This window comes from Marinobacter sp., assembly GCF_041686475.1.
Lineage (GTDB): Bacteria > Pseudomonadota > Gammaproteobacteria > Pseudomonadales > Oleiphilaceae > Marinobacter.
Genome location: NZ_JAWLDU010000008.1, coordinates 22,678 through 45,358, shown reverse-complemented (window position 1 = coordinate 45,358; position 22,681 = coordinate 22,678). Strand labels below are relative to the sequence as shown.

Annotated in this window: 22 protein-coding genes; 13 read left to right on the top strand and 9 right to left on the bottom strand. The window is 57.4% G+C overall.

From position 1 onward, the window contains the following. Window positions 1-154: 154 nt before the first annotated feature. Complete coding sequence (locus ACESMB_RS03535) at window positions 155-967, bottom strand: crotonase/enoyl-CoA hydratase family protein (protein WP_372927268.1); 813 nt, start codon at window positions 965-967, stop codon at window positions 155-157. Window positions 968-1,065: 98 nt separating this feature from the next. Between ACESMB_RS03535 and ACESMB_RS03530 the strand changes: the two genes are divergently transcribed. Next, window positions 1,066-3,120 (top strand): FAD-dependent oxidoreductase, encoded by a 2,055-nt coding sequence (locus tag ACESMB_RS03530; RefSeq protein WP_372927269.1) that lies wholly within the window; start codon window positions 1,066-1,068, stop codon window positions 3,118-3,120. Between the two features lie 88 nt (window positions 3,121-3,208). Here ACESMB_RS03530 and ACESMB_RS03525 read toward each other — a convergent pair whose 3' ends face one another. Further along, complete coding sequence (locus ACESMB_RS03525; protein ID WP_372927270.1) at window positions 3,209-3,373, bottom strand: hypothetical protein; 165 nt, start codon at window positions 3,371-3,373, stop codon at window positions 3,209-3,211. Between the two features lie 114 nt (window positions 3,374-3,487). Then, a complete protein-coding gene (locus ACESMB_RS03520; RefSeq protein ID WP_372970914.1) occupies window positions 3,488-4,483 on the bottom strand; it encodes a GlxA family transcriptional regulator in 996 nt (331 codons plus the stop codon). A gap of 170 nt (window positions 4,484-4,653) precedes the next feature. Between ACESMB_RS03520 and ACESMB_RS03515 the strand changes: the two genes are divergently transcribed. The 5 genes from ACESMB_RS03515 to ACESMB_RS03495 all read left to right on the top strand — a co-directional run bounded on the left by ACESMB_RS03515 (window position 4,654) and on the right by ACESMB_RS03495 (window position 9,890). Beyond that, the gene (locus ACESMB_RS03515; RefSeq protein ID WP_372970913.1) at window positions 4,654-6,456 is read left to right on the top strand and encodes an acyl-CoA dehydrogenase; all 1,803 of its coding nucleotides are present in this window, start codon (window positions 4,654-4,656) and stop codon (window positions 6,454-6,456) included. 113 nt (window positions 6,457-6,569) lie between these two features. Continuing rightward, the gene (locus ACESMB_RS03510; RefSeq protein ID WP_372925211.1) at window positions 6,570-6,830 is read left to right on the top strand and encodes a hypothetical protein; all 261 of its coding nucleotides are present in this window, start codon (window positions 6,570-6,572) and stop codon (window positions 6,828-6,830) included. 134 nt (window positions 6,831-6,964) lie between these two features. Further along, window positions 6,965-7,303 carry a hypothetical protein gene (locus tag ACESMB_RS03505; RefSeq protein ID WP_372970912.1) on the top strand — a complete coding sequence of 113 codons (339 nt, stop codon included), beginning with the start codon at window positions 6,965-6,967 and terminating at the stop codon, window positions 7,301-7,303. Window positions 7,304-7,812: 509 nt separating this feature from the next. Continuing rightward, the gene (locus tag ACESMB_RS03500; RefSeq protein WP_372925209.1) at window positions 7,813-9,453 is read left to right on the top strand and encodes a methyl-accepting chemotaxis protein; all 1,641 of its coding nucleotides are present in this window, start codon (window positions 7,813-7,815) and stop codon (window positions 9,451-9,453) included. Window positions 9,454-9,518: 65 nt separating this feature from the next. Then, window positions 9,519-9,890, top strand: coding sequence for a DUF4870 family protein (locus ACESMB_RS03495; protein WP_372925208.1), 372 nt, complete (start codon window positions 9,519-9,521; stop codon window positions 9,888-9,890). Here the strand turns inward: ACESMB_RS03495 and ACESMB_RS03490 are convergent. After that, window positions 9,887-11,200 carry an MFS transporter gene (locus ACESMB_RS03490; protein WP_372925207.1) on the bottom strand — a complete coding sequence of 438 codons (1,314 nt, stop codon included), beginning with the start codon at window positions 11,198-11,200 and terminating at the stop codon, window positions 9,887-9,889. The two genes, ACESMB_RS03495 and ACESMB_RS03490, sit on opposite strands and share 4 nt — an antisense overlap. A gap of 118 nt (window positions 11,201-11,318) precedes the next feature. Here ACESMB_RS03490 and ACESMB_RS03485 point away from each other — a divergent pair, with 118 nt between their 5' ends. Continuing rightward, window positions 11,319-12,161, top strand: a complete 843-nt coding sequence (locus ACESMB_RS03485; RefSeq protein ID WP_372925206.1) for a 23S rRNA (adenine(2030)-N(6))-methyltransferase RlmJ — start codon at window positions 11,319-11,321, stop codon at window positions 12,159-12,161. 18 nt (window positions 12,162-12,179) lie between these two features. Here ACESMB_RS03485 and dctP read toward each other — a convergent pair whose 3' ends face one another. Together dctP and ACESMB_RS03475 are read right to left on the bottom strand one after the other, a co-directional pair. Continuing rightward, window positions 12,180-13,271: a TRAP transporter substrate-binding protein DctP gene (dctP, locus tag ACESMB_RS03480; protein ID WP_372925205.1), complete on the bottom strand. Its 1,092-nt coding sequence runs from the start codon at window positions 13,269-13,271 to the stop codon at window positions 12,180-12,182. A 144-nt stretch (window positions 13,272-13,415) separates the two neighbouring features. After that, window positions 13,416-13,814, bottom strand: a complete 399-nt coding sequence (locus ACESMB_RS03475; RefSeq protein ID WP_372925204.1) for a DUF4168 domain-containing protein — start codon at window positions 13,812-13,814, stop codon at window positions 13,416-13,418. A 246-nt stretch (window positions 13,815-14,060) separates the two neighbouring features. Between ACESMB_RS03475 and ACESMB_RS03470 the strand changes: the two genes are divergently transcribed. From ACESMB_RS03470 to ACESMB_RS03455, 4 genes are read left to right on the top strand one after another with little or no spacing between them, the layout of a single operon-like run. Beyond that, window positions 14,061-15,563, top strand: a complete 1,503-nt coding sequence (locus tag ACESMB_RS03470; protein ID WP_372925203.1) for an ATP-binding protein — start codon at window positions 14,061-14,063, stop codon at window positions 15,561-15,563. Next, the gene (locus tag ACESMB_RS03465) at window positions 15,553-16,938 is read left to right on the top strand and encodes a sigma-54-dependent transcriptional regulator (RefSeq protein WP_372970911.1); all 1,386 of its coding nucleotides are present in this window, start codon (window positions 15,553-15,555) and stop codon (window positions 16,936-16,938) included. Before ACESMB_RS03470 ends, ACESMB_RS03465 begins: the two co-directional genes overlap by 11 nt. Then, a complete protein-coding gene (locus tag ACESMB_RS03460; RefSeq protein ID WP_372970910.1) occupies window positions 16,931-17,836 on the top strand; it encodes a DMT family transporter in 906 nt (301 codons plus the stop codon). The genes ACESMB_RS03465 and ACESMB_RS03460 overlap by 8 nt, the downstream gene beginning before the upstream one ends. Beyond that, on the top strand, window positions 17,833-18,129 hold the full coding sequence (locus ACESMB_RS03455) for a GIY-YIG nuclease family protein (protein WP_372925200.1): 297 nt from the start codon (window positions 17,833-17,835) through the stop codon (window positions 18,127-18,129). The genes ACESMB_RS03460 and ACESMB_RS03455 overlap by 4 nt, the downstream gene beginning before the upstream one ends. Before the next feature lie 22 nt (window positions 18,130-18,151). Here the strand turns inward: ACESMB_RS03455 and ACESMB_RS03450 are convergent, their stop codons facing one another. Beyond that, window positions 18,152-19,045, bottom strand: coding sequence for an alpha/beta hydrolase (locus ACESMB_RS03450; RefSeq protein WP_372970909.1), 894 nt, complete (start codon window positions 19,043-19,045; stop codon window positions 18,152-18,154). 116 nt (window positions 19,046-19,161) lie between these two features. On the opposite strand from ACESMB_RS03450, the gene ACESMB_RS03445 reads away from it, so the two are divergent. Both ACESMB_RS03445 and ACESMB_RS03440 read left to right on the top strand, forming a co-directional pair. Continuing rightward, a complete protein-coding gene (locus ACESMB_RS03445; protein WP_372970908.1) occupies window positions 19,162-20,202 on the top strand; it encodes an alpha/beta hydrolase in 1,041 nt (346 codons plus the stop codon). 42 nt (window positions 20,203-20,244) lie between these two features. Then, window positions 20,245-20,901: an OmpA family protein gene (locus tag ACESMB_RS03440; protein WP_372925197.1), complete on the top strand. Its 657-nt coding sequence runs from the start codon at window positions 20,245-20,247 to the stop codon at window positions 20,899-20,901. Window positions 20,902-20,968: 67 nt separating this feature from the next. Here ACESMB_RS03440 and ACESMB_RS03435 read toward each other — a convergent pair whose 3' ends face one another. Then, window positions 20,969-21,253 (bottom strand): hypothetical protein, encoded by a 285-nt coding sequence (locus tag ACESMB_RS03435; protein WP_372970907.1) that lies wholly within the window; start codon window positions 21,251-21,253, stop codon window positions 20,969-20,971. Between the two features lie 198 nt (window positions 21,254-21,451). After that, a complete protein-coding gene (gene serA / locus ACESMB_RS03430) occupies window positions 21,452-22,681 on the bottom strand; it encodes a phosphoglycerate dehydrogenase (RefSeq protein ID WP_372925195.1) in 1,230 nt (409 codons plus the stop codon).

Below are 22,681 nucleotides of genomic sequence, written 5' to 3'. Positions count from 1 at the left end.
TCATTACCCTGTATTCAGTCGCCTGAGAGCCTATCCGACACCTTGATTAAAGGCAAGACAGGTTGCAGGTTGTCAGATTACAAGGATAGACGGCCGAATACGGTTTTGCAGTTCAGGCGCACTGGCCGAATGATTGCAGTGTAATCGATGGTGCTCAGAAATCCCGGCGGTCCTGGTAGGGTTTGTCCGGCGACCCGGAGTTCCGTGCCACGGCAATACGCTGATTGGCCCGGCCCAGCACTTTTTTCTGAAGTTTCGTTTCCCAGTCCAGTGCAACCTTGTCGGTGGCGCTCCAGCCGCGGTTGAACAGCAGTTTGCCGGCAGCCACGGCATCTGGTGAGCGCGCAGCCAGTTCCCGGGCAAAAGCCAGGGCCTCGCTCATGGGGTCGTCACTGACGCGGCTGACCAGCCCCATGGCTTTTGCTTCCGTGCCATTGAACCGCCGGGCAGTCATGGTCAGTTCCTTGGCCAGGTCAATGGGGACCAGTTCCCTCAGTGTCACGGTCAGGCTCATGTCCGGGATCAGTCCCCACTTGCTTTCCATGATGGAAAATTCGCAATCAGCGGTGGTAAAGCGGAAATCCGCACCCAGCGCCACCTGGAACCCCCCGCCAAAACAGTAGCCATGGGTGACCGCAATAACCGGTGCAGGCACATCCCGCCACAGGTACCCTACGTCCTGGGCCAGGTTGCTGATTTTGCGGCCCGGTTTGATCAACAGTTTGAGAAAATTCACCGGGTTTTTCGACACGGTCTTTACATCCAGCCCGGAGCAGAAGGCCTCTCCGGCGCCGCACAGGATAATGGCGCGCACACTGCGGTCTTTCTTCAGGGTTCTGGCCGCTCGGGTGATGGCTTCAAACATGGGCATGTCCAGGCCATTGTATTTCTCCGGCCGGTTGAGGGTGACAGTAGCAATGCCATTCTCGATATCGATCAGTACCCGTTCAGAATCGCGTGCGCTCATAGTGTCGGTTCCGTGTCATACATTAGTCGTAGGCCGCTATGCTACCATGTTGCCTCACGATGAAAACGCCCGCGCGCGACGAGATAAAGAGAGATAGCATGACTGCAGCCTACCCGAATCTGCTCAAGCCCCTGGACCTGGGATTTACCGAGTTGAAAAACCGCGTGCTCATGGGGTCCATGCACACGGGCCTGGAAGATCGCTTCTGGAACATCCACAAACTTGCCCGTTATTTTGCCGAACGTGCAGAGGGTGGTGTGGGGCTGATGGTCACCGGTGGCTTCTCGCCCAACTTTGTCGGGCAGCTTTCACCTCTTGCATCCACCATGAACCATCGCGGCACCGCTTTGCTACATCGCCATGTCACCAGCGAAGTTCACGATGCCGGCGGCAAGATCTGCCTGCAGTTACTCCATGCCGGCCGCTATGGCTACCAGCCTTTCAGCGTCTCTGCTTCGGCCACCAAGGCGCCGATCACGCCCTTCAAGGCACGCGCCCTCTCCACCAAAGGCGTGGACAGGCAGATCAATGATTTCGTCAGTGCCGCCAAACTGGCGAAACTGGCCCGCTATGATGGCGTCGAGGTAATGGGCTCCGAAGGCTATTTCATCAACCAGTTCCTGTGCGAACGCACCAATAAACGCAACGACAAGTGGGGCGGGCCGTTCGAGAACCGAATGCAGTTACCTGTGGAGATCGTCCGCCGGATGCGGGAAGCGGTGGGCCCCGAGTTTATCATTATCTATCGCCTGTCGATGCTGGACCTCGTGGAAGGCGGACAGACCTGGGATCAGGTGGTACAACTGGGCAAAGCCATCGAGAAAGCCGGTGCCACTATTATCAATACCGGCATCGGCTGGCATGAAGCGCGGGTACCTACCATTGTGACCTCTGTGCCCCGGGGTGGCTTTGCGGACGTCACCGCCAAGTTCTACGGTGAAGTAGAGATTCCGGTATGTACTACCAACAGGATCAATACCCCTGAAAAAGGCGAGGAAATCCTTGCTGCCGGCAAGGCGGATATGGTGTCCATGGCGCGGCCGCTGCTTGCAGATTCCGAGTTTGTCCGCAAGGCGGAGCAGAACCGAAGCGACGAAATCAACACCTGCATCGCCTGCAACCAGGCGTGTCTGGACCATGTTTTCCAGCTCAAGCGGGCATCCTGCCTGGTGAACCCCCGTGCCTGTCACGAGACCGAACTGGTGTTGACAGTGGCCCCGGTCAGCCGCCGCGTTGCCGTGGTGGGTGCCGGGCCTGCAGGCCTGGCGGCAGCCACCACGGCCGCCAAACGGGGCCACAAGGTGACGCTGTTCGAGGCCGACGACAGAGTTGGTGGCCAGTTCAACTACGCCAAGCGTATCCCCGGCAAGGAAGAATTCTACGAGACCCTGCGCTATTACCAGCGCCAGATCGAAATACTGGGCATCGAGCTCAAGCTCAACACCCGCGTGGACTCGGATGCGCTCAGTGAAGCCGGCTACGATGACGTCATCATTGCCACCGGTGTCAAACCGCGAACACCGAAAATTGAGGGTATCGACCATCCGAAAGTGCTGGGGTATCTCGATGTGCTGCGTCATGACAAGCCCGTCGGCCAGTCGGTCGCCGTCATCGGTGCGGGCGGCATTGGTTTCGACGTCAGTGAGTTCCTGACTCACGATGCCAGCCATCATCCGGAGGGAGAACAGGTCAGCATTGCCGACTGGCAGGCGGAGTGGGGCGTTGATCCGCGGTTTGAAGGACCGGGCGGGCTGGCAGAGCGTAAATCAGCTTCCTCACCTCGAAAGATCTACCTGATGCAACGCAAGAACAGCAAGGTGGGTGGAGGCCTGGGCAAGACCTCCGGTTGGGTTCATCGCAACAGTCTCAAACACCGGGACGTGGAAATGCTCCGCGGTTGCACTTACGAGAAGATCGACGATGAAGGCCTGCACATTACGTTATCGGACAAGGATGGAAAGGTGACGGAGAGCAAGGTGCTGGCGGTGGATAATGTGATTATTTGCGCTGGTCAGGAACCGTTCCGGGCGTTATTTGACGATCTCGTCAATCGAGGAATTCAGACGCATCTGATTGGTGGTGCGGATGTTGCGGAAGAGCTGGATGCCAAGCGGGCAATCCGCCAGGGTACGGAGGTGGCTGCCGGAATCTGATCCTGGGCGACAAATTTGGTCACAAAGTGATCGCCTTGATCAGTCGGGCTCCGGGACAGTCAGTTGCTGATACAGCCGCTGACTGCCTTTATCGAATGGCTTTCAGGGCCTCGCTGATGGCATCAGCTTCTGCGGACAGGACCCGGTAACGCAGGCTGTCTGCCTGCTGGCTGGCCTGCAACAACTGTTTTTGCTTCATATCGTAGAGGCGGCTCAACAGGTCTGATTTCTGGTTTCTTTGCAGTGCTGTCATGGTATTACCCTCCGCGGGAAATAACCTGTGTCAATAGTTTTTACGTTTGGCCCTGACTTCCAGCCTTGTACTGAATTCCTAGCATAACCCGGGCCAAACCGGCGCGTCGGTGCGCTAGCGACCAAACCGGGCACGATAAATTCCCGGGGCCAGGCCGGTATGTTTCCGGAACAGCCGACTGAACGAGCTGACGTCCTCGTAACCCACCAATCGCGTCACTTCCTCCACCGCAGCCCGTGAATTCTCCAGATGCTGCCGCGCCGCCTCGATTCTCAGAACCTGCAGATAACCCGTGGGAGTATCCCCCGTGGCCGCCCTGAACCGGCGAATCAGTGAGCGTTCCGTCAACCCCGCCAGCGCGGCAAGCTGTTGCAGGGTGACCGGCTTGGTATAATTCGCGTCCAGCCAGTCCTGAAGCTTCAGAATGGCGGTATCGGAATGATAACGCCGGGCCTGCAGGGCACCGTAAGGCGCCTGACTGGTCCGCCCCGCATCAATCACAAAAGCCTTCGCCAGCTCCCGCGCCACCCTGGCCCCGGCAAAACGCTCGACAAGATAAACCCCCAGGTCCCACCAGGCCATCCCACCTCCGGCACAGGCAACGTGCCCATCCACCGTAATCAGCTTGTCCGGCTGCAGCTCCACGCCCGGGAAACGCTGCCGGAACTGATTGCTGAACCCCCAATGCGTCGTCGCCTGCCGCCCCTCCAGCAACCCCGCCTCGGCCAGCAGAAACGCTCCCGTGCAGTTACTGGCTACACGGACCTGCCCGGAGGCGGCGTCCCGAAACCCACTGAGCCACTGAACCAGATCCGGGTTGGCGGCCAGAACCTGAGCCATCGGCGCCCCAATGGTCGGTACGATTACCAGGTCGGACTGCAAATCGCCGGCAGAATAGTCCCGCCAATCCCCGTCCGCAAGTAATGTAATCCCGTTGATACAACGGCAGGGTTTCCCCCCGTCGGTTAAAAGCCGCGTCGTAAACTCCTGCTCCGGCGGCGTGTCATTGATCCGCGCCCAGGTCACCCCTGCCAGCCGAAATAGATCGATAACACCGGTAATCGCGCTGGCGAGCGCACCATCAAAGCCAATTACTGCAACGTTGTACAAGGCAGACTCCAAATCAGGAAGCCAGCGGGAGGGTGTTCCTGCTGGCGGCCGTCTGGCATGCACCCTAAGAGGCAAAGGTGGCGAATTCAACCATGATTATGTCATTAACGCCGGTTTTAACAAAAACAACCGTATGAGAGGCTATACGCCATAAACAGGAGACTACCCCAATGACAGACACCCTGATCGACCGCCGCGACCTGGCGTTCCAGCTCTACGAAGTACTTGACACCGAAAGCCTCAGCGAACGCGAGCGCTTCAGCGAACACAGCCGCGACACCTTCGATGCCGTCATCGAAACTGCCGACAAAATCGCCCGCGACAAATTCGCCACCCACAACAGCGCCGCCGACAAAGACGAGCCGAAGTTCGTGAATGGCCAGGTGGAAATGCTTCCCCAGGTCAAAGAGGCCTTCGACGCCTACGCCGATGCCGGCTTCATAGCCGGCCGTTACGATTACGATCTCGGCGGTATGCAACTGCCGGAATCCGTTATGGCTGCCTGTAACGGGTTCTTTACAGCGGCCAATCCGGGTACGGCCGGCTATCCATTCCTGACTACGGCCGCTGCCAACCTGATCCGCGTGTTCGGCAGCGACCAGCAGAAAAACACCTTCCTGCCTCACATGCTCAGTGGCCGTTTCAGCGGCACCATGGCCCTGACCGAGCCCCATGCAGGCTCATCCCTGGCGGATATCCGTACCTCCGCGTCGCCAACGGATGAAGGCCACTACCTGATCAAGGGCGCCAAGATCTACATCTCCGGTGGTGAGCAGTCCATCACCGAAAACATCGTTCACATGGTACTGGCCAAGATCAAGGGCGCACCGGCGGGCGTAAAGGGCATCTCCCTGTTCATCGTGCCGAAGTTCATTGTTGATGAGGAAGGCTCTGCCAAGGAGCGCAACGGTGTGAATCTGGCGGGCCTGATTCACAAGCTGGGTTACCGGGGTACCACTTCCACCGCACTCAGTTTCGGTGACGATGCTCCCTGTCACGGCTATCTGGTTGGCGAACCCCACCAGGGCCTGAAGTACATGTTCCAGATGATGAACGAAGCCCGCGTTGGCGTTGGCTTTGGCGCTGCTGTTATAGGCTACCGCGGCTACATGCACAGCCTGGAGTATGCCAAGGACCGCCTTCAGGGCCGCAAGCCGTCAGAAAAGAATCCGGAAGCGCCCCAGGTGCCCATCATCGAACACGCCGACGTTCGCCGCATGCTGCTGGCCCAGAAAGCCTACAGCGAAGGTGGTCTGGCCCTGTGCCTGTATGGCGCACGGCTGATGGACGACCAGCACACCCATCCGGATGAACACAAGCGGATGGAAGCCGGCAAGCTGCTGGACCTGCTGACACCGGTCATCAAGGCGTGGCCATCCGAGTTCGGCCCCAAGGCCAACGACCTGGCGATCCAGGTATACGGCGGTGCCGGCTACACCCGTGAATACCCGGCGGAACAGTGCTGGCGGGACAATCGCCTGAACCCGATTCACGAAGGCACCAACGGCATCCAGGCCCTGGACCTGCTGGGCCGCAAGATCTGGCAGGACCAGAGCCACGGGCTGCAATTGCTGATGCAGGAAATGCAGGTGGACCTGGAAGCGGCAACCACCGACCGCTGCCAGCAGTGGGCCCTGTCCCTGAGCGAAACCCTGCAGCAAGCCGTCAAGGTCACTCAGAGCCTCGGCAAATCCCTGATGTCGGAAGACCCGGATCGGGTGCTGGCCAACGCCTCATGCTACCTGCACCTGTTCGGCCACATTATTGTGTCCTGGATGTGGCTACGCCAGGCCAACGCTGCCGCCAAGGCCCTGGGTTCGGCCAACAGCGACGATGAGCGCAGTTTCTACCAGGGCAAGCTGCAGGCAGCCCAGTACTTCTTCCACTGGGAGCTGCCAACGGTGGCCCAGGATCTGGTACTGCTGAAGAATCAGGACGACACCTGCATGAACATGAAGCCGGAGTGGTTCTGAAACTGGCACACTGACGCAAACTGAACCAGACTGTAGGTGAGCCCCGGATTGGCGCTGTATTCGGCGCCCAGGGGCATTATTGTCCCGTCTTAATCCACAGGGAAAAGCCTGACATGACGTCTGGACATGCCTCCACTCCCTACCAGCCCGTGCGCTGTGAAATTCACAGCCTGCTCAGGGAATACCTGACGTCCTCAAAACTTGCCGAAATCGTCTATCGCGACGATGCGGGCCAGATCCAGATTACCCATGATGTGATCCGTGACCTGTTCAGCAGGGCCGGTCAGGAGTTTGTTTTTCTGGGGCGTGGGCACCTGATAAGGCTGGACCATGTACTGACACTCGACGGCAGAACGGTTGCTTGTACTGATTGATGTCAGCAGGTTATTGCTTTTCCTAACTTATTGTCACTGCTAACAAAAACGTAATCAGCAAGTAATTGTGCCGGGTCCACCATGGCCGTAGACTTACCGTTGATGTTTTTACAAGCCAACGAAGGGACATGGTTATGAATAAGCTGACACTGAGCGCACTGGCACTTCTTATGACGCTGGGCCTCGCTGCCTGCAGTCAGGACGACAACGAAGGAGCTGATTTCGAGGAAGCCGGCGATAACGTCGAAGACATGGCGGATGACGCCGGCGATAACGTCGAAGACATGGCGGATGACGCCGGCGATGCTGCCGAAGAAACCTACGAGGACGCTACCGGGGAGAATGACAGCGCCTGGGACGAAACCCAGGATGCTGCTGACGACGCGGCCGAAGAAACCGGTGAAGCGGCTGAGGAAGCTGGCGAGGAGATGGGAGAGGCTGCCGAGGAGGCAGGTGATTCCATGGAGCAGTAACCTCCTGAAATGCCGCAGGTAGTAAAGAGCCTGCGGCATCTGTATAGCTCATCTTTCTTGAAAACGGCCACCATAACGGTGGCCGTTTTCATTTTATACGGCTATTTCTCCTCCATCTTCACGTGTAATAACCAAAGTCACTGAATCCGGCCGCTTTCGCCGGCGGGGCGATTACCATTATCGCCGATGAGCGGATATATGGTAGCCGACTCTGGTCGACACCACTCTCTCCTTGAATTTACAGACCAGTGCAAAAGAATTCCTGACCGCAGCCGTTAAAGAGATTGTGGCTGTTCAGACCAGTGAAGTGGTTATGTGACAGCGCCCGGCAAAAAAGATGAAAAGGTTGAACATCTTTCATAACAGGCTGGTATCGGAAGCGTGTCGTTTTGTTACATGCCGGTTGAGGTTGCACTAAAGTATCAGATATAACTATTCGGCATTTCATTACCATCGTTTTCGGGCATTTTAAAAGTGTATTCATTAATAACGATAATAACGAGGTGGCTATGGGCTTACTCAGTCGACCTATTCTTTTGGCAGGGGTATCGGTTGCAGTCGTTGTTGCCATCGTGGCCACACTGGGGGCGCCCTTGATCGGTCTGGACGGTTCGTCGGTCCTGATTGGCCTTATTGTTGGGCTTTTGGTGGCAACCGCTTATCTGGTATTGCGCGTACTGGAGCCGGTAGAGAGATCGCTCAAACAGCTGAACGATGGTGAACTCTCTGAAGACAGTCCCCTGGGTAAACAGTGCGCGGGTATTGTTACCGAAGCCAGGGCCGGCCGCGCCCTGATTGAGGCGCTGTCCGGCAGTGCCGACAAAAGCGCGATATCCGCGGCACAGGTCTCTTTTGCAGCAGACCAGTTAAAGGTGCGCCTGGACCGCCAGGTCAGCGAAACCGCGCAAATGTCGGATTATGCGGGGCAGATTACGGAAAGTGTGCGGGAATCCGCCCAGCAGGCCACCGATGCCGCTACCATGGCATTGCAGAACAGGCAGGTGAGCACGGAAGGGCGCGAGGCACTGACAACCGCTATAGACAGCGTCAGGGCCGTGCATGAGCAGTCCAGCGAGAATCTGAGGCTGATCCAGGAACTGAATGAGAAGTCAAACAAGATTCAGGGAGTTACCACAACCATTCAGGGAATCGCAGAGCAGACCAACCTGCTGGCCCTGAACGCAGCCATTGAAGCCGCCCGCGCAGGCGACCAGGGGCGTGGTTTTGCCGTGGTTGCTGACGAGGTCAGGCAACTGGCCGGCCGGACCGCGCAGGCTACTGGTGAAGTCGCCGAAACCCTGCAGGAAATCAGGTCTGACACCTCGCTGATTGTGTCAAGAATTGAGGACCTCGCCAGAAGTGTGGAGGCGGGGCTGGAGTCCGTCGAGAGTGTTGGTGAACGGCTCGACCAGATCCGTGATCAATCCGACCGGGTTCAGCAGCAGGTATCGCGGATTGCCGAGATTGACCAGAATAACGAACAGAGTCTGCAGCAGGTGTCTGGCGCCATCGAAACGGTTCGTGACCAGATCACGGAGAGTGACGCCAGCGTCGCGTCCCTTGCCCAGCAGGCCGCTACCCTGATGGAGTTGGCGGAAGAGGCCAATGCGGCATTTGCTCTTAATAGCGATGAAAGCTATCACCGCGCCTTCTATGACCAGGCCCGGCAGGGCGCGGACCGGATTGGCAAACTCTTTGAGCAGGCCATTAGTGATGGGCAATTGTCGGAGAGTGCTCTGTTCGACAAGAAGAGAGAGCCCATCCCCAACACCAATCCCCAGCAATATTCGAGCAGTTACGACCGATTTACCGACCAGCAACTCCCGTCGGTACAGGAATCGGTAAAGTCGGCCCATTCTGCAATGGTGTATGCGATTGCCATAGCACCCGACGGCTATGTGCCAACCCATAACCGCGACTTTGCCCACGCGCCGACCGGCGACCCCGAAGTTGATCTGGTGAAGAGCCGCAGCAAACGACTGTTCAACGACCGCACCGGTGCCCGCTGTGGCAGCCACACCCAGAGCATGCTGCTGCAGACCTACCGGCGGGATACCGGGGAAATCATGCATGACCTGTCGGTGCCGGTTTATGTGAATGGAAAGCACTGGGGCGGTTTCCGTCTGGGTTACAGGCCGGACAGTCACTGACCGGCTGGCCTGTGAGGCCCGGATGCTGTGATACACTTCTGGTACGCAGTAAAAGGAGAGGCCTTTTGTCCGAGCCTGAATACATTCCCGCTAACGAAGATCCGCTCGCGCGCCGTGAGGAACCGGGTCGTAACCTTGCCGTGCTGGTTTATATCCTGCAGGCACTCTCTTTTTTCGTGGGGGGAATTACCGGCCTTGCCGGCGTTATCATCAATTACGTCAAGCTTGATGATATCAAGAACACCTGGATCGAGCCGCATTTCCGCTGGCAGATCCGTACCTTCTGGATAGGGCTGTTGTGGACGGTTGTCGGCATAGTGACTACGCCCCTGATCATTGGCTGGTTTGTGCTGCTGGGGATCTCCATCTGGATAATCTACCGCATTGTGAAAGGGGCCCTGGCGTTGAATGAGGGCAAGGCCCCGCAAGTTCCCTAGTCAGCCGTGACTTCCTTCAGTCGGGTCGCGCTGATGGCGCCAGCCAGCCCCATCAGTCCGAGCAACAGGATGACCGCCACATCGGAAATCATCGAGACAAGGGCTGTCAGTCCGCCGGTTAGCAGCAAAAGAATGCCTATTACGGTATTGCTGACAGCGGTATAGTCAGTGCGCTTGTTGCCTCCTGCCATGTCCACCAGGTAAGTCTTGCGACCCAGCCGGACTCCGGCATGGGCGATGCTGAGCAGGAAAAAGGCTCCCGGATAGAACCACATGCCTCCGGTATCTTCCCCTGCCAGCAGGGCAATCACGCCTACCAGCAGGCAAACGCCACTGGATATCAGTGCCCCACGGATCATCACCCGTCGGCTTGAATCATCGGCCATCCAGCCCCAGACACTGGCGCTCACTGAACTGGCGAGGCTGCTTGCCAGCAGGAACACGCCCAGAAGCCATCCACTGTCGGCATTTTTCTGGGCCAGCACCACGAGGTAAGGCGATGCCAGGGCCGAGCAAAGCAGCAGCGCCCGGGTGACCACAAAATGCCGGAAAGGCCCGTCGTCCCGAAGCAGGGAAAGGCTCTTTAAGGCTTCACCCAGGGCATTGCCGCCGCCTCCGGTTTCACCATCGTATTCGTCAACCGAGGCAAACAGCAGTCCGGCGATCACCCAGAGCCCGGCGGCCAGCAGTAACAGTAGCGTGTAAAAAAGGACACCCGGGTCGCCCCGGTTCCAGAACAGCAGCGCGGTCAGCACGACGGTAGCCGATCCGCCAATAGTGGAGGCAAGGCCGGAAAGCCTGCCCCTGCGTTTTTTGGGTATGCATTTGCCCTGTACGTCTTTCATGGATACCGAGCAGAAGCCGCGTGCCAGGGAAAACAGGACCAGTGCCCCCACGACGCCAGCGCCTGCAGCGTACCCCTCGAGGAACCAGATGCTGGCGGCCATGCCCAGAACACTGGCCGCCTGGCCGAAGCTGCCAAGGGTCCAGAACCATTTGCGCACCGGCTTTCGCCTGACCCATGCACCGATGACCATCTGCGGAATCATGGAGCCGGACTCCCGGATGGGAACCAGCCAGGCAACCAGTGCCGGTGCACCAATGGCGCTCAGTAGCCAGGCCAGGACGGTTTTGGGGCTGACCAGCAGGTCGCCGAGCTTGGTGAGTACATTGCTGCCCAGAATCAGGAAGAAGTTGCGGGGTACCTCGCGGCAGGCTTCGTCGGGAATATCCGTGCATACCCGGGCGTCTTCCTCATTGGCAATAAGGCTGTAAAGACGCTCGGTAGCGTCGTTCTTGGGGGTTGGCAAATCGCTATCCTCACGGAAAAACAGGGCTAAAGGATATCAGCCAGGAGCAGGTTCTCAAGCCTTGCCTCCACAGTTTCACTCATGCCTAATAGGTGTCCTTCAACCGGGAGCCCTGCTAATGCTGAGTTACCTCCACGCTTTTCACGCTGGTAATTTCGCCGATATACAGAAACACTCAGTGTTGGTGCTGGCTTTGCGAATGATGCAGGCGAAGCCCTCCGCCATTGCCTGCTTCGATACCCACGCTGGCAGTGCAGGCTATGACCTTGCGGGTGACAGGGCGATGAAAACCGGTGAGGCGAACGCCGGAGTGCAGAAGGTCTGGCGCTGCAGGGAACAATTACAGTCGGATGACTGGCAGGCCATCATCGATGAACTGGCAGCGGGAAACGGACGTTGTGGAGACCTTGAGCGCTATCCTGGCTCGCCCCGCTGGTTCTCCAGATATCTGCGTGAGCAGGACAGCCTGACCGCTTTCGAATTGCATCCGGCTGAAGGTGAAACCCTGTCTCAGTGGGCCAGCGGTCGCTCAGGAACAAGAGTCTGCCGGGAAGACGGCCTGCAAGGACTGCTTCGCCACCTGCCACCAAGGCAGCCAAGACTTCTGGTGCTGATTGATCCGTCCTACGAAGTAAAAACTGAGTATGAAGACGTGGCCGAAACCCTGAAGCGGGCCTGGCAGAAATGCCGCCACGGGGTTTTCCTGATCTGGTATCCGATTCTGGCAGGCAGGCCCCATGAGAGGCTGAAAGGTGCGATATCAGAGGGTACGGTCCGTAAGGTGCTGTGCCAGGAAATCATGCTGAACCAGCCTCCCGAACGGGGCATGGTCGGGTCCGGTATGCTGGTGGTCAACCCGCCGTGGGGCTTCGATGCCAGGCTCGCATCGATGATGGAAGCCGCTTCTGACAGTGAATGCCTTGGCATTACTGCAACCACGGACTGGCTGGTGCAGGAGTAAAGTGATTTTCCGGCTTGTTCAGCTACCCTGACCTTTAGTCTCAGCCTCAGATTCCGCCTCGTCGACCATCTCGATAATCTGTTCCAGAATTGCCTCGCCCCGTTCTCCAGCAATCCGTGTGTAGGCTTCACGAACCGGCAGGCTTGCCTCGCGGAAACGCTCACGCTCGCCGTCTGTCAATTCAATGGTGCGGATATTGCTATTTTGCCGGATGGTTTCAAGGCGGCTGGCATTCAGCTCGGCCTGTACCTCGTAGGCAAGAGGTGTTACCTCGTCCAGGGCGTCTTTCAGCCAGCGTTTCTGATCATCGGGGAGGGCATCAAACCATTCTTTGTTGGAGACCACCGAGGTGACGAACTGGGCCGGCCTGGCGAACGTCATGGCGTTCTGGACCTCATAGAAGCCCATTTCCTCAATAGCAAAAACCGGATTGGTCTGTCCGTCGATACGGCGTAACTGGAGGTCACTGTAGACCTGTGAAAAGGGTGTCGGGGCTGGTTGGGCACCGTAGGCCTTGAATGCCTCGGCCGCGATCTCCGACGTCATGGTACGGATGGCGAGTCCTTCAAAGTCAGCCGGTGTCCTCAGGGGCTTATTGGCGGTCCATGCCATCCAGCCTTCGGGGACAAAACCCAGAAGTTTGAGGTTCTGCTCCCCATAGGGTTCGCTGAATGCCTGCATCAACCTGTCGCTGGCCAGAATGTCCCGGGTTACGTTTTCATCATCTGACAGTAGAAAGTGAAGCGTGAAAACGCCGGTTTCCGGAACCACATCGGCCAGGTGCCCGGGGGATGCGAAGGCAAGGTGGACGGAGCCTTCGCGGGCGAGTTCGGTCAGCTGGATGGATGTTCCGATGGAGCCGTAGGGGAAAATGTCGATCAGGATGTTGCCGTCTGAAATGCTCTCGATGCGCTCTTTCAGCTCCATTGCATATTCGTGCTGGACGCTGCCTTCAATCTCTTCCAGCGCGAACCGCCAGGTGACCGGGTAGGTCGGCTTTTCACTGTCATCGTCGCTGTCGGTGGTTGGGGACGGGCTGTCCGAGCAGCCCGCCAGAAGCAGGATGACCATTGCAAACAAAGGGGTTCGCCAATGGCAAAGTCGTCGCATTTACTGTCTCCGGCCGTTATCAACTGATCCTTTTAAGCAAGGTACCACAATACACCGGCCCAGTGGTTTGTGGCTGACCGTCAGGGACAAACAAAAAGGCCCCGCATTCGCGGGGCCCGAAACGACACGATCGCAGGGACTGGCTTACATCAGCGCGTCAACGCGGTTCCGTACTTCCGGCTCGCTGTTGTACGCGGTTGCGATTGAGTTGTAGGTCGGGATATCCATACCGGCGTCCTCAATCACGGTGACCATCTCATCGTTGGCTTCCATCTGCAGTTCCTGAGCTTTCTGCTGGGAATCGGCAGCTTCAATTTTCTCCATGTACTCGTCACGGATGTCATTGATGCCTTCCTGAGCTTCTACGAATTGCTTCAACTGCTCGTCAGAAAAGTTGGTGTCCTGGCTGCCTGCCGAGGCCGGGTCGCTGTATCCACCGTCAGTGTCAGCGGACTCCGGGTTCTGCTCGCTTTCCTGGGCGAGAGCGGGGCCAGCGGCCAGCAGTGCCAGGGATGCTGCCAGTGAAACGAGTAGCTTGTTCATAAATCTCTCCTTTGCTGTTGTTCAGACGCTGCGCTCAGCGCAACCAGTCTTTCTTTATCAAACCGAAGTGTTATTCAGTCGCCGTGATAATCTTGCTCTTTCAAGGCCCGTGCCAGTTTTCAATAATTCAAAAATAACATTTGAAAACAAAGGGTTGTTGATCATCAGCCGTTACCGTTGAGTAATATTTCTTGTGGCTAAATGTCACATGTGGCATAGGTGTGTGACACTTTGTCGGAGTTGGTTATGAAAAGGTCCGTGCTCACCGCGCGCGAAATGTTTCGTTCATTGCGGCTGACCCTGTTGCTGAGCATTGTTGTTCCACTGATGGCGTTCAGTGGCGTCGCTATTTATGTCGGGCTTGGTGCTGTGGAGGAAAACCTGAACGACCGGCTGAGGGAGGACCTTGAACTTGTGGCCCGAGCCGTCAGCGGGCCTCTCTCGCAAGCCATGTCTGATGGCGATGAAATCGTGATGGGCGAGTCGCTGAAGTCCATATTCCGGATTGGTCGCGTATTCGGTGCTTCTGTGTTTGATGAGGATGGCAGGCAGATCGCCAGCCTGGGTGTGGCGGATACTGACGTTACCCGCAGTGTCAGTGCTGAGCGGGTGATTGACAGCGGCGAGTTGGACGGTGCGTTCCGCAGGGTGGACGGTGTTTCTGTTTTCTCCCAGTTCACACCGCTGATTGCCGCTGATGGGCGGATCCAGGGCCTGCTCCAGGTCACCCGTAAACGCAGTGATTTCCATGAGCTGGTGGCATCCAGCCGTATCTGGGCTGTGAGTATCTGGTCAGTGGTATCGCTGATGGTCATTCTCGTTGTGGTACTGGGTCACTATGGCGCTGTTGGGCGTCATGTCAGTCGGTTGCTAGAAATCATGGAGCGGATGGCTCCCGGTCGTTGGCAGGTTGAAGAGCCACCTGCAGGCCCGAGAGAGCTGCGGCAGATTCACGAAGGTTTGCGCGACATGGGCGAGCGCATGATGGACGCGGAAACGGAAATCAGGGAGAGCGTTGAACGTGAGCGGGAGCTCGCGGAGCAACTCGAATACCAGGAAAAGGTGGCCATGATCGGCCGTGTGGCCGGCGGCGTCGCACACGAACTGGGTGCGCCACTGAGCGTGATCCAGGGCCGCGCCAATATACTGGGGCGAGGTGATCTGGCTGAGGGCGACAGGCGGCATCTGAAGGATATAGAGCATCAGGTCGAGCGCATGACGCTGATTATCCAGCAGTTACTGGATTGTTTCAGGCACGTGCCAGACTCCCGGCGGAAGACGGATCTGGTGGCAACGGCAAGGGAGGTGCTGGACCGAATTGGTGAGGAACCGAGGTGTCAGGGCGTGGAGATCCGCTCCAAGATTCCCGACACCAAGGCAGACATACTGGCAGAGCCGACCCGCCTTGACATGGCATGCGTGAATATCATCCGTAATGCCTGCCAGGCGGCAAATTCGGCGGTGACGGTCACACTTCTCGAGCACGACGGGCTTTGGGAGTTGCGGGTAGACGACGACGGCCCGGGGATCGAGGAAGCCATGCGTGAACGGATATTCGAGCCCTTCTTCAGCACCCGTGCCGCCGGTGAAGGAACCGGGCTGGGTCTGGCGGTTGTGGGCAGTGTGCTCAAGGAGCATGGTGGCCGGATTGAAGTGGGTTCAAACCCGGAAGGCGGATGCCGGATGTCCACGTTCTGGCCGGTATATCAACACAATGAGGCCCATGGGGAGGTCAGTCATGAGTCGTAATCCATCCTCGATCCTGCTGGTGGAAGACGATGCCAGCCTGCGAACACTGCTGGCGGAAGAGCTTGAGGTGGATGGCTACCGGGTCAGCTGTGCCGGAACTGCCGAGGAAGGGCGCAGACTCGCCATGGAATCAGACGCGGACCTGATTGTCTCGGACCTCCGGCTTCCGGATGGTGATGGGCTGTCGATACTCCGGCAACTGCAGGCAGGGGGCGCCTCGGTGCCTTTTATTATCATTACCGCTTTCGGCACTGTCGACCAGGCCGTGGAGGCTCTCAAGGCAGGGGCCGATGACTTTCTTACCAAGCCGCTTTCCACCGATCATCTGAGATTGAAGATCAAGCGTCTGCTGGCCCATGCCGCCGTTACCAGCGAACTGGCCCGTTACAAGTCGCAGACCACCGAGGACAACTCGCTGGGATTGGTGGGTGAAAACCGGGCCATGATGCAGCTGAGAAACGAAATCAAGCAGGTCGCCAGAAGCCAGGCTGCGGTTCTGGTCAGCGGAGAAAGCGGGACTGGCAAGGAGCTGGTGGCCCGTGCCATCCACGATGAGAGTGACCGCAGGAACCGGCCTTTTATCCCGGTCAACTGCGCCGGTATTCCCCAGGAACTGATGGAAAGCGAATTCTTTGGCCATGAAGCAGGTGCTTTCACGGGTGCAAAGTCCGCCCGCCGGGGCCTGTTTGCGGAAGCGGATGGTGGCACGCTGCTGCTGGATGAGATCGGGGAAATGCCTCTGGCATTGCAGGCAAAGCTGTTGCGGGTGCTGCAGGAGGGCACCATCAAGCCGGTGGGTGCGGACCAGGAGGAAAAGGTGGATGTGCGTATCATCGCTGCCACCCACCAGGACCTGATCAAGGCGGTGGAACAGGGGAGTTTCCGGGAAGATCTTTATTACCGGCTGGAAACCCTGACCCTGTTTGTGCCCCCGCTCAGGGAGCGCGGAGACGATGTAGACCTTCTTGCCATGCACTTTCTGCAGGATTCAGCCAGGCGGCACAATCGTGGCTTTCTGCAGCTGAGCGAGGTGGCATCGCAGATCCTCTCCGATTACCCGTTCCCGGGCAATGTAAGAGAGTTGGGCAGTGCCATAGAACGGGCGGTGACCTTTTGCGATGGCGACATGATTCTTCCAGAACATCTGCCCGCGCGCATTCGAAAGCGCCAGACTGATACACCTGAAGCAAGGCCAGGGCTGCCCACAGGCAAGCTGGCCGACTGGCCTACCCTGGAGCAGGTTCAGCAGGACTATGTCGGGCGAGTGATCAGTGCCGTGGATGGGAATAAACGGCGTGCAGCGCAAATACTGGGAGTCAATCGTCGCACTCTGTATCGCTGGCTGGACAGCGAGAAGGACGAGGCCAATGACTAACCAGAAGCAGGCCATGCTTTATGGCCTGGGTACAGTGCTGCTGTGGTCAACGGTCGCCACGGCGTTCAAGCTGTCGCTGCGGGAGCTGAGCCCCATCCAGATGCTGGTTATAGCCTGTTCCGCTTCGGTGCTGGTTATGGCGCTGGTGCTGCTGGTCCAGCGTCGCTGGCACCTGGTTTTCCAGTTGAGCAGGCGCCAGTACCTGCAGTCCATGGGCATGGGGCTGATCAATCCCTGCCTTTATTATTTCCTGCTTTTCGGCGCTTTTGATCGACTCCCCGCCCAGGAGGCGCAGCCCCTGAATTATACCTGGGCGCTGGTGTTGGCCTATCTCTCCGTGCCCTTTCTGGGGCAGCGCCTGAAAGCGGCAGACATAATTGCCGGACTGGTCTGTTACAGCGGCGTGGTGGTGATTGCTACCCGCGGTGATGTTCTTTCGCTGACATTTTCCGACCCGCTGGGAGTCGCGTTTGCAATTGGCAGCACCCTGGTGTGGGCGTCCTACTGGATCATTGCCACACGGGACACCCGGGATCCGGTTGTGGGACTGTTTCTGAACTTCCTCTGTGGCCTACCGGTGATTGTGGTGGTCTGTGCCGTGACGGCGGGATTTGATTTCAGCCCTGGAACCGGTCTCACCGCTGCCATCTACGTGGGCGTGTTCGAGATGGGAATTGCTTTTGTCCTGTGGTCCTATGCCATGAAGAAGGCGGAAAATACATCGCGGGTGAGCAATCTGATCTTCATTTCCCCGTTCCTGTCACTGGTGTTTATTTATTTCATCCTCGGCGAAATCATTCTGCCGTCAACCTATATTGGCCTGGTGCTGATTGTGACCGGGCTGTGGATTCAACAGCGCAAGGCGCGGGATAAAATGGTCAGGGCAACATCCCCATGAGCCAGTGGTACATCTATATGGTGCGAACCGCCAAGGGAGCCCTTTATACCGGCATAACAACCGATGTGGCCAGACGTTTTTCCGAGCACCAGGCCGGCGGCGGGAAGGGCGCCAGAAGTCTGCGGGGGAAAGGGCCCCTTGAGCTGGTTTTCTCTGCGGAGACCTGTAACCGGGCAACGGCGTCGAAACTGGAGTGGCAGATCAAACGCTGGCCGCGGCAGCAGAAAGAGGCACTGGTTCGAGGTGGCCTGCTTCTGCCGGATCTGACCGGAGAGGAAGGTTCGGAGACCTGAGCGACAGATCGTTGAGCTGCTATCAGGCGACGAGATGCCGACGAATGTAATCCCCGGCAGTTGCCAGCGCCTCGGTTGCCCGGTCAAGTTGTCCGGCATGTACCTGGAACACATGCCACAGGCTGTTATAGATCTCCAGGCGGGCATCGACATTGCACCGGTTTGCCAAGTCCGCCAGTCTCTGGGCGTCATTCAGCAGGATTTCCTGGCTGCCCACCTGAATCAGCATTGGCGGCAAGCCCGACAGGTCTCCGTAAACCGGTGACACATAAGGGTTGGAAACAGGCTCACTGCCGCAGTATAGCCGGGCAGCCTTGTCGATCCAGCGTCTTTGCAGGACCGGTTCGCATTCCGGAGCATAAAGGTGGGCATTCGAGAGGTCGGTCCAGGGGGACATCATCATCAGCGATGAGGGCAGTGGCAACCCCTTGTCGCGCAGGCTCATTGCCAGTGCAATGGCCAGCCCACCTCCTGCTGAGTCGCCCGCAAGGCTGAGCGATGCCGGTGGGTGACCTTCATCAATCAGGGCAAGATAGACGTTTTCCGCATCGTCCAGCGCTGCAGGGTAGGGATTTTCCGGAGCAAGCCGGTAATCAGGGACGATTACCATGGCGCCGCTGGCTTTTGCCAGGTGTCCGGTGATGCCCCGATGGGTGCGGGCGGAACCGATGATATAACCGCCACCGTGAAAATACAGCACCACCCCGCTCGGGCTGTCACCATGGTGAACCCGCGTCATCGCAAGGCCTCCGGCCTCGATATCGTCAAAGCGGGTGCCCTTTGGCGGGATAGAGGTTCGATAGGCTTTGCTCACCAGACGGCGCTGGATACTGACCGGAACGGCGGGATGCAGCAACGGCCTGACCAGCCGCATCATGGTCTGGCGTAGCCCGGTTTCCAGTGCAGTCTGTATCATTGCTTACTCCGCTTTAACGGCCTATAAGGTGTTGTGGTGTGCTAACCTAACGGCACAGCTCATTCATGGCTACCCCGCCATCTTCGCACCGATAAATGACAGGCGTTTAACTCTACGTGTACTGGAAAACAGATACCATAGAAATTCCGAACTGGAACCGGGCATCGCTACTGGAAAGGCTGGAGCCATTTGATCCCGAACGCCAGGAAGCGCTTGGCGAGGACATGGTCGCCTACTGTCGGTTCTACGGGCTGGATCTCTGGGTAGAGCACCCGGATGTTTCCTATCATCAGGGCTATGTGATGGCGGACCGGCACCAGGTAATGGTGCATTATTTCAAGCTGCCGGGAAAAGAACCGTCCAAAGGCACTGTCTTTATCCTGCATGGTTACTTCGACCACGTCGGCCTTTACAGCCAGCTGATTGACCGTTGCCTTGGTGCCGGATTTGACGTGCTCGCGTATGACCAGCCGGGGCACGGGTTGTCCAGCGGCACGCCTGCGGCAATTGGCAATTTTCTGGAGTATCAGGCGGTACTGACCGATGTGATGGCCAGTGTCAGAGGCAAGGTAAGATCCCCGTGGTATGCCGTCGGGCAGAGTACCGGTGGCGCGATTCTGATTGATTATCTGCTGACCAATCACCATACCCCTGAAACGTCGGACTTCCGGCGGGTTGTACTGTTGGCCCCGCTGATACGCCCTATGGGCTGGCTGGGAGCAAAGATCCTTCACAGCCTGGTCAAACCGTTTGTTTCCCGGTGGGCCCGGGTTTTTGGCGCGAACAGCGGCAACTCCCGGTTTCTGAGCTTCCTGAAGGAGCATGATCCGCTCCAGGCGAGGGCCGTCCATGTGGACTGGGTAACGGCTTTGAGGCGCTGGGTCCCCCATATAGAGTCCGCCCGCCCGGTAGATTTTCCCATCACCGTCGTGCAGGGCGAGAAAGACCTGACCGTCGACTGGCAGCACAATCTGCGGATCATCCGCAACAAATTTGCCTCGGTTGAGGAACTCCGGATACCGGATGGTCGTCATCATCTGGTAAACGAAGCTCAGGATTTGCAGGCAACGGTATTCAACGCCATTGTGGATACTTTTGAAGGCGACCTTGACAGCCTCCTTTCGGAAGCCTGTCAAGGAAAGTGCAGAGCGGGATAGTTCCGCTATCAGGAATACCTTGGAAAGACTTTGGAGAACGCCGTGAAGAAAACAATTGTTGCTTTTGCAGTCGCCACTGTTGGTCTGGGCGGCTGTATGACATACGACCCTTATACCGGGGAAGAGAAAACCTCAAGCGCTACCAAGGGTAGTATTATTGGTGCCATTGGCGGTGCGGCTGTAGGTGCGGCAACCTCCAGTAGCAGTGACCGGGGCAAGGGTGCGCTGATTGGCGCCGCATCGGGTGCGGCGGTTGGCGGTGGTATCGGCTACTACATGGACAAACAGGAAGCAGAACTGCGCCGCAAGCTTGAGGGCTCAGGTGTTCGTGTGGTGCGCAACGGTGATGAGATCGAGCTTGTCATGCCCGGCAACATCACGTTCGATGTGAATGAATCCACCATCAAACCGTCTTTCAGCGATACGCTTGAATCCGTAGGGCTTGTGCTTAAGGAATACGACAAGACCATCATCCAGATTGAGGGCCACACCGACAGCACCGGTTCCCGCGACTACAACCAGTTGCTGAGCGAGCGCAGGGCCTCGTCCGTTCGGGACTTCCTGCTGAACCAGGGTATTGAGTCCAAGCGCACGCGTGCCGTTGGTTATGGTCCCCGTTATCCGGTGGCCTCCAACGATACGTCTTCTGGCCGCGAACAGAATCGCCGTGTTGAGCTGACACTGGTTCCCATGGAGTAACATAAAAGCCCGGCATCGCGGCGAAAGCGATGCCGGGCTTTTTATTACCTGACGGTAGTCTGCCGGGTCAGTTTTTGCCGCCGGGCAACCAGTCGTCAATTCTTGTCTTGAGATCCTTCAAATGATCTTCCCCTGAATCCCGGATTTCCGAAATCTTTTTGCGCGCCTCTTCAATATGTTTTTCCAGTGACTGGATGCGCTTGGAAAAGTCTTTCTGTATTTCAGCTTCTGCCTGATCGTCTTCGGCTTTTGCCATCTTCTCTTCGGCATCGGCCTGCAGGCTCTTGATCTGCTTGCTCCAGTACTCGGTCTGGGTTTCCAGTTTTTTCTGCAGTGACTCCCTCAGTGACATGAAATGCTCCTTGAAGTGATTGTTGGACACCATTGAAAAGCCCACATCTCTACAATGGTTGCATCTGATGACATCTCAAGGTCAATGGATCCGAAAACCCGTTAAGATAAGGTAATTTCCCGGAGTTGGCCTGATTGGCCATAAAAAAGCCGGGACCTGCTGGCCCCGGCTTGTGATCACATGCTCTGTGTGGTGAGATCAGAACAGTACGCGGCAGCGGATGGTGCCTTTGACTTTCAGCAGCTTCTCTAAGGCCAGCTCGCCATATTCCTTGTCCACGTCAATCACGACATAGCCGATGTTTTCGGTGGTTTGCAGGTACTGGCCACAGATATTGATGCCGTTTTCTGAAAACACCTGGTTGATTTCCGACATGACACCCGGCACGTTCTCGTGAATGTGCAGCAGGCGATGCTGGTTCGGGTGTGAGGGCAGGGCCACTTCCGGGAAGTTTACAGAGGACACGGAGGTGCCGTTATCGCTGTACATGGCAAGCTTTTCCGCGACTTCACGCCCGATGTTTTCCTGCGCTTCAATGGTCGAGCCGCCAACGTGTGGAGTCAGGATAACGTTATCGAATTCCCTCAGTGGCGACACGAATTCCTCGTCGTTGGACTTGGGCTCTACCGGGAAGACATCAATTGCTGCCCCCAGAAGTTTGCTACTTCGCAGAGCATCCGCCAGCGCATCGATGTCCACCACGGTGCCCCTTGAGGCATTCATCAGGATGCTGCCCGGTTTCATCTGGGCAAACTGCTCTGCCTTGAACATGTACTTGGTCGCCGGTGTTTCCGGTACATGCAGGCTGACCACGTCACAGGTGTTCAGCAGTTCCTGCAGGGTACCCACCTGGGTGGCATTACCGATGGAAAGCTTGGACACCACATCGTAATAGTAAACGTTCATGCCCAGGCCTTCCGCCAGGACACTGAACTGGGTGCCGATATTGCCGTAACCGATGATGCCCAGTTTCTTGCCACGGATTTCATAGCTGTCCTTGGCGGACTTCAGCCATTCTCCCCGATGGGCCTTGGCGTTTTTCTCGGGTACGCCACGGAGCAAAAGAATGGCCTGTGCAAGAACCAGTTCCGCCACACTGCGCGTATTGGAGAAAGGTGCGTTGAAAACGGCAATGCCGCGACGGGTTGCCGCCTGGAGATCTACCTGGTTGGTGCCAATGCAGAAACAGCCCACCGCTACCAGTTTCTGGGCAGCGTCAAATACCTTTTCTGTCAGCTGGGTGCGTGAACGGATACCTACGAAGTGAGCGTCAGTGATCTTTTCGATAAGCTCTTCTTCGGCCAGCGAGTGAGTCAGGAACTCGATGTTCGTATAACCTGCGGCATTGAGGGTATCGATGGCGGACTGGTGCACGCCTTCCAGCAGCAGGATGCGAATTTTGCTCTTTTCAAGAGACGTATTTGACAT

Excerpts from the sequence above, each read along its gene's own strand:
- ACESMB_RS03515 (WP_372970913.1), top strand. The coding sequence starts at position 4,654 with ATGACAGACACCCTGATCGACCGCCGCGACCTGGCGTTCCAGCTCTAC.
- ACESMB_RS03460 (WP_372970910.1), top strand. The coding sequence starts at position 16,931 with ATGACTAACCAGAAGCAGGCCATGCTTTATGGCCTGGGTACAGTGCTG.
- ACESMB_RS03485 (WP_372925206.1), top strand. The coding sequence starts at position 11,319 with ATGCTGAGTTACCTCCACGCTTTTCACGCTGGTAATTTCGCCGATATA.
- ACESMB_RS03535 (WP_372927268.1), bottom strand. The coding sequence starts at position 967 with ATGAGCGCACGCGATTCTGAACGGGTACTGATCGATATCGAGAATGGC.
- ACESMB_RS03435 (WP_372970907.1), bottom strand. The coding sequence starts at position 21,253 with ATGTCACTGAGGGAGTCACTGCAGAAAAAACTGGAAACCCAGACCGAG.
- ACESMB_RS03525 (WP_372927270.1), bottom strand. The coding sequence starts at position 3,373 with ATGACAGCACTGCAAAGAAACCAGAAATCAGACCTGTTGAGCCGCCTC.
- ACESMB_RS03465 (WP_372970911.1), top strand. The coding sequence starts at position 15,553 with ATGAGTCGTAATCCATCCTCGATCCTGCTGGTGGAAGACGATGCCAGC.
- serA (WP_372925195.1), bottom strand. The coding sequence starts at position 22,681 with ATGTCAAATACGTCTCTTGAAAAGAGCAAAATTCGCATCCTGCTGCTG.
- ACESMB_RS03470 (WP_372925203.1), top strand. The coding sequence starts at position 14,061 with ATGAAAAGGTCCGTGCTCACCGCGCGCGAAATGTTTCGTTCATTGCGG.
- dctP (WP_372925205.1), bottom strand. The coding sequence starts at position 13,271 with ATGCGACGACTTTGCCATTGGCGAACCCCTTTGTTTGCAATGGTCATC.
- ACESMB_RS03530 (WP_372927269.1), top strand. The coding sequence starts at position 1,066 with ATGACTGCAGCCTACCCGAATCTGCTCAAGCCCCTGGACCTGGGATTT.
- ACESMB_RS03505 (WP_372970912.1), top strand. The coding sequence starts at position 6,965 with ATGAATAAGCTGACACTGAGCGCACTGGCACTTCTTATGACGCTGGGC.
- ACESMB_RS03450 (WP_372970909.1), bottom strand. The coding sequence starts at position 19,045 with ATGATACAGACTGCACTGGAAACCGGGCTACGCCAGACCATGATGCGG.
- ACESMB_RS03475 (WP_372925204.1), bottom strand. The coding sequence starts at position 13,814 with ATGAACAAGCTACTCGTTTCACTGGCAGCATCCCTGGCACTGCTGGCC.
- ACESMB_RS03455 (WP_372925200.1), top strand. The coding sequence starts at position 17,833 with ATGAGCCAGTGGTACATCTATATGGTGCGAACCGCCAAGGGAGCCCTT.
- ACESMB_RS03500 (WP_372925209.1), top strand. The coding sequence starts at position 7,813 with ATGGGCTTACTCAGTCGACCTATTCTTTTGGCAGGGGTATCGGTTGCA.
- ACESMB_RS03510 (WP_372925211.1), top strand. The coding sequence starts at position 6,570 with ATGACGTCTGGACATGCCTCCACTCCCTACCAGCCCGTGCGCTGTGAA.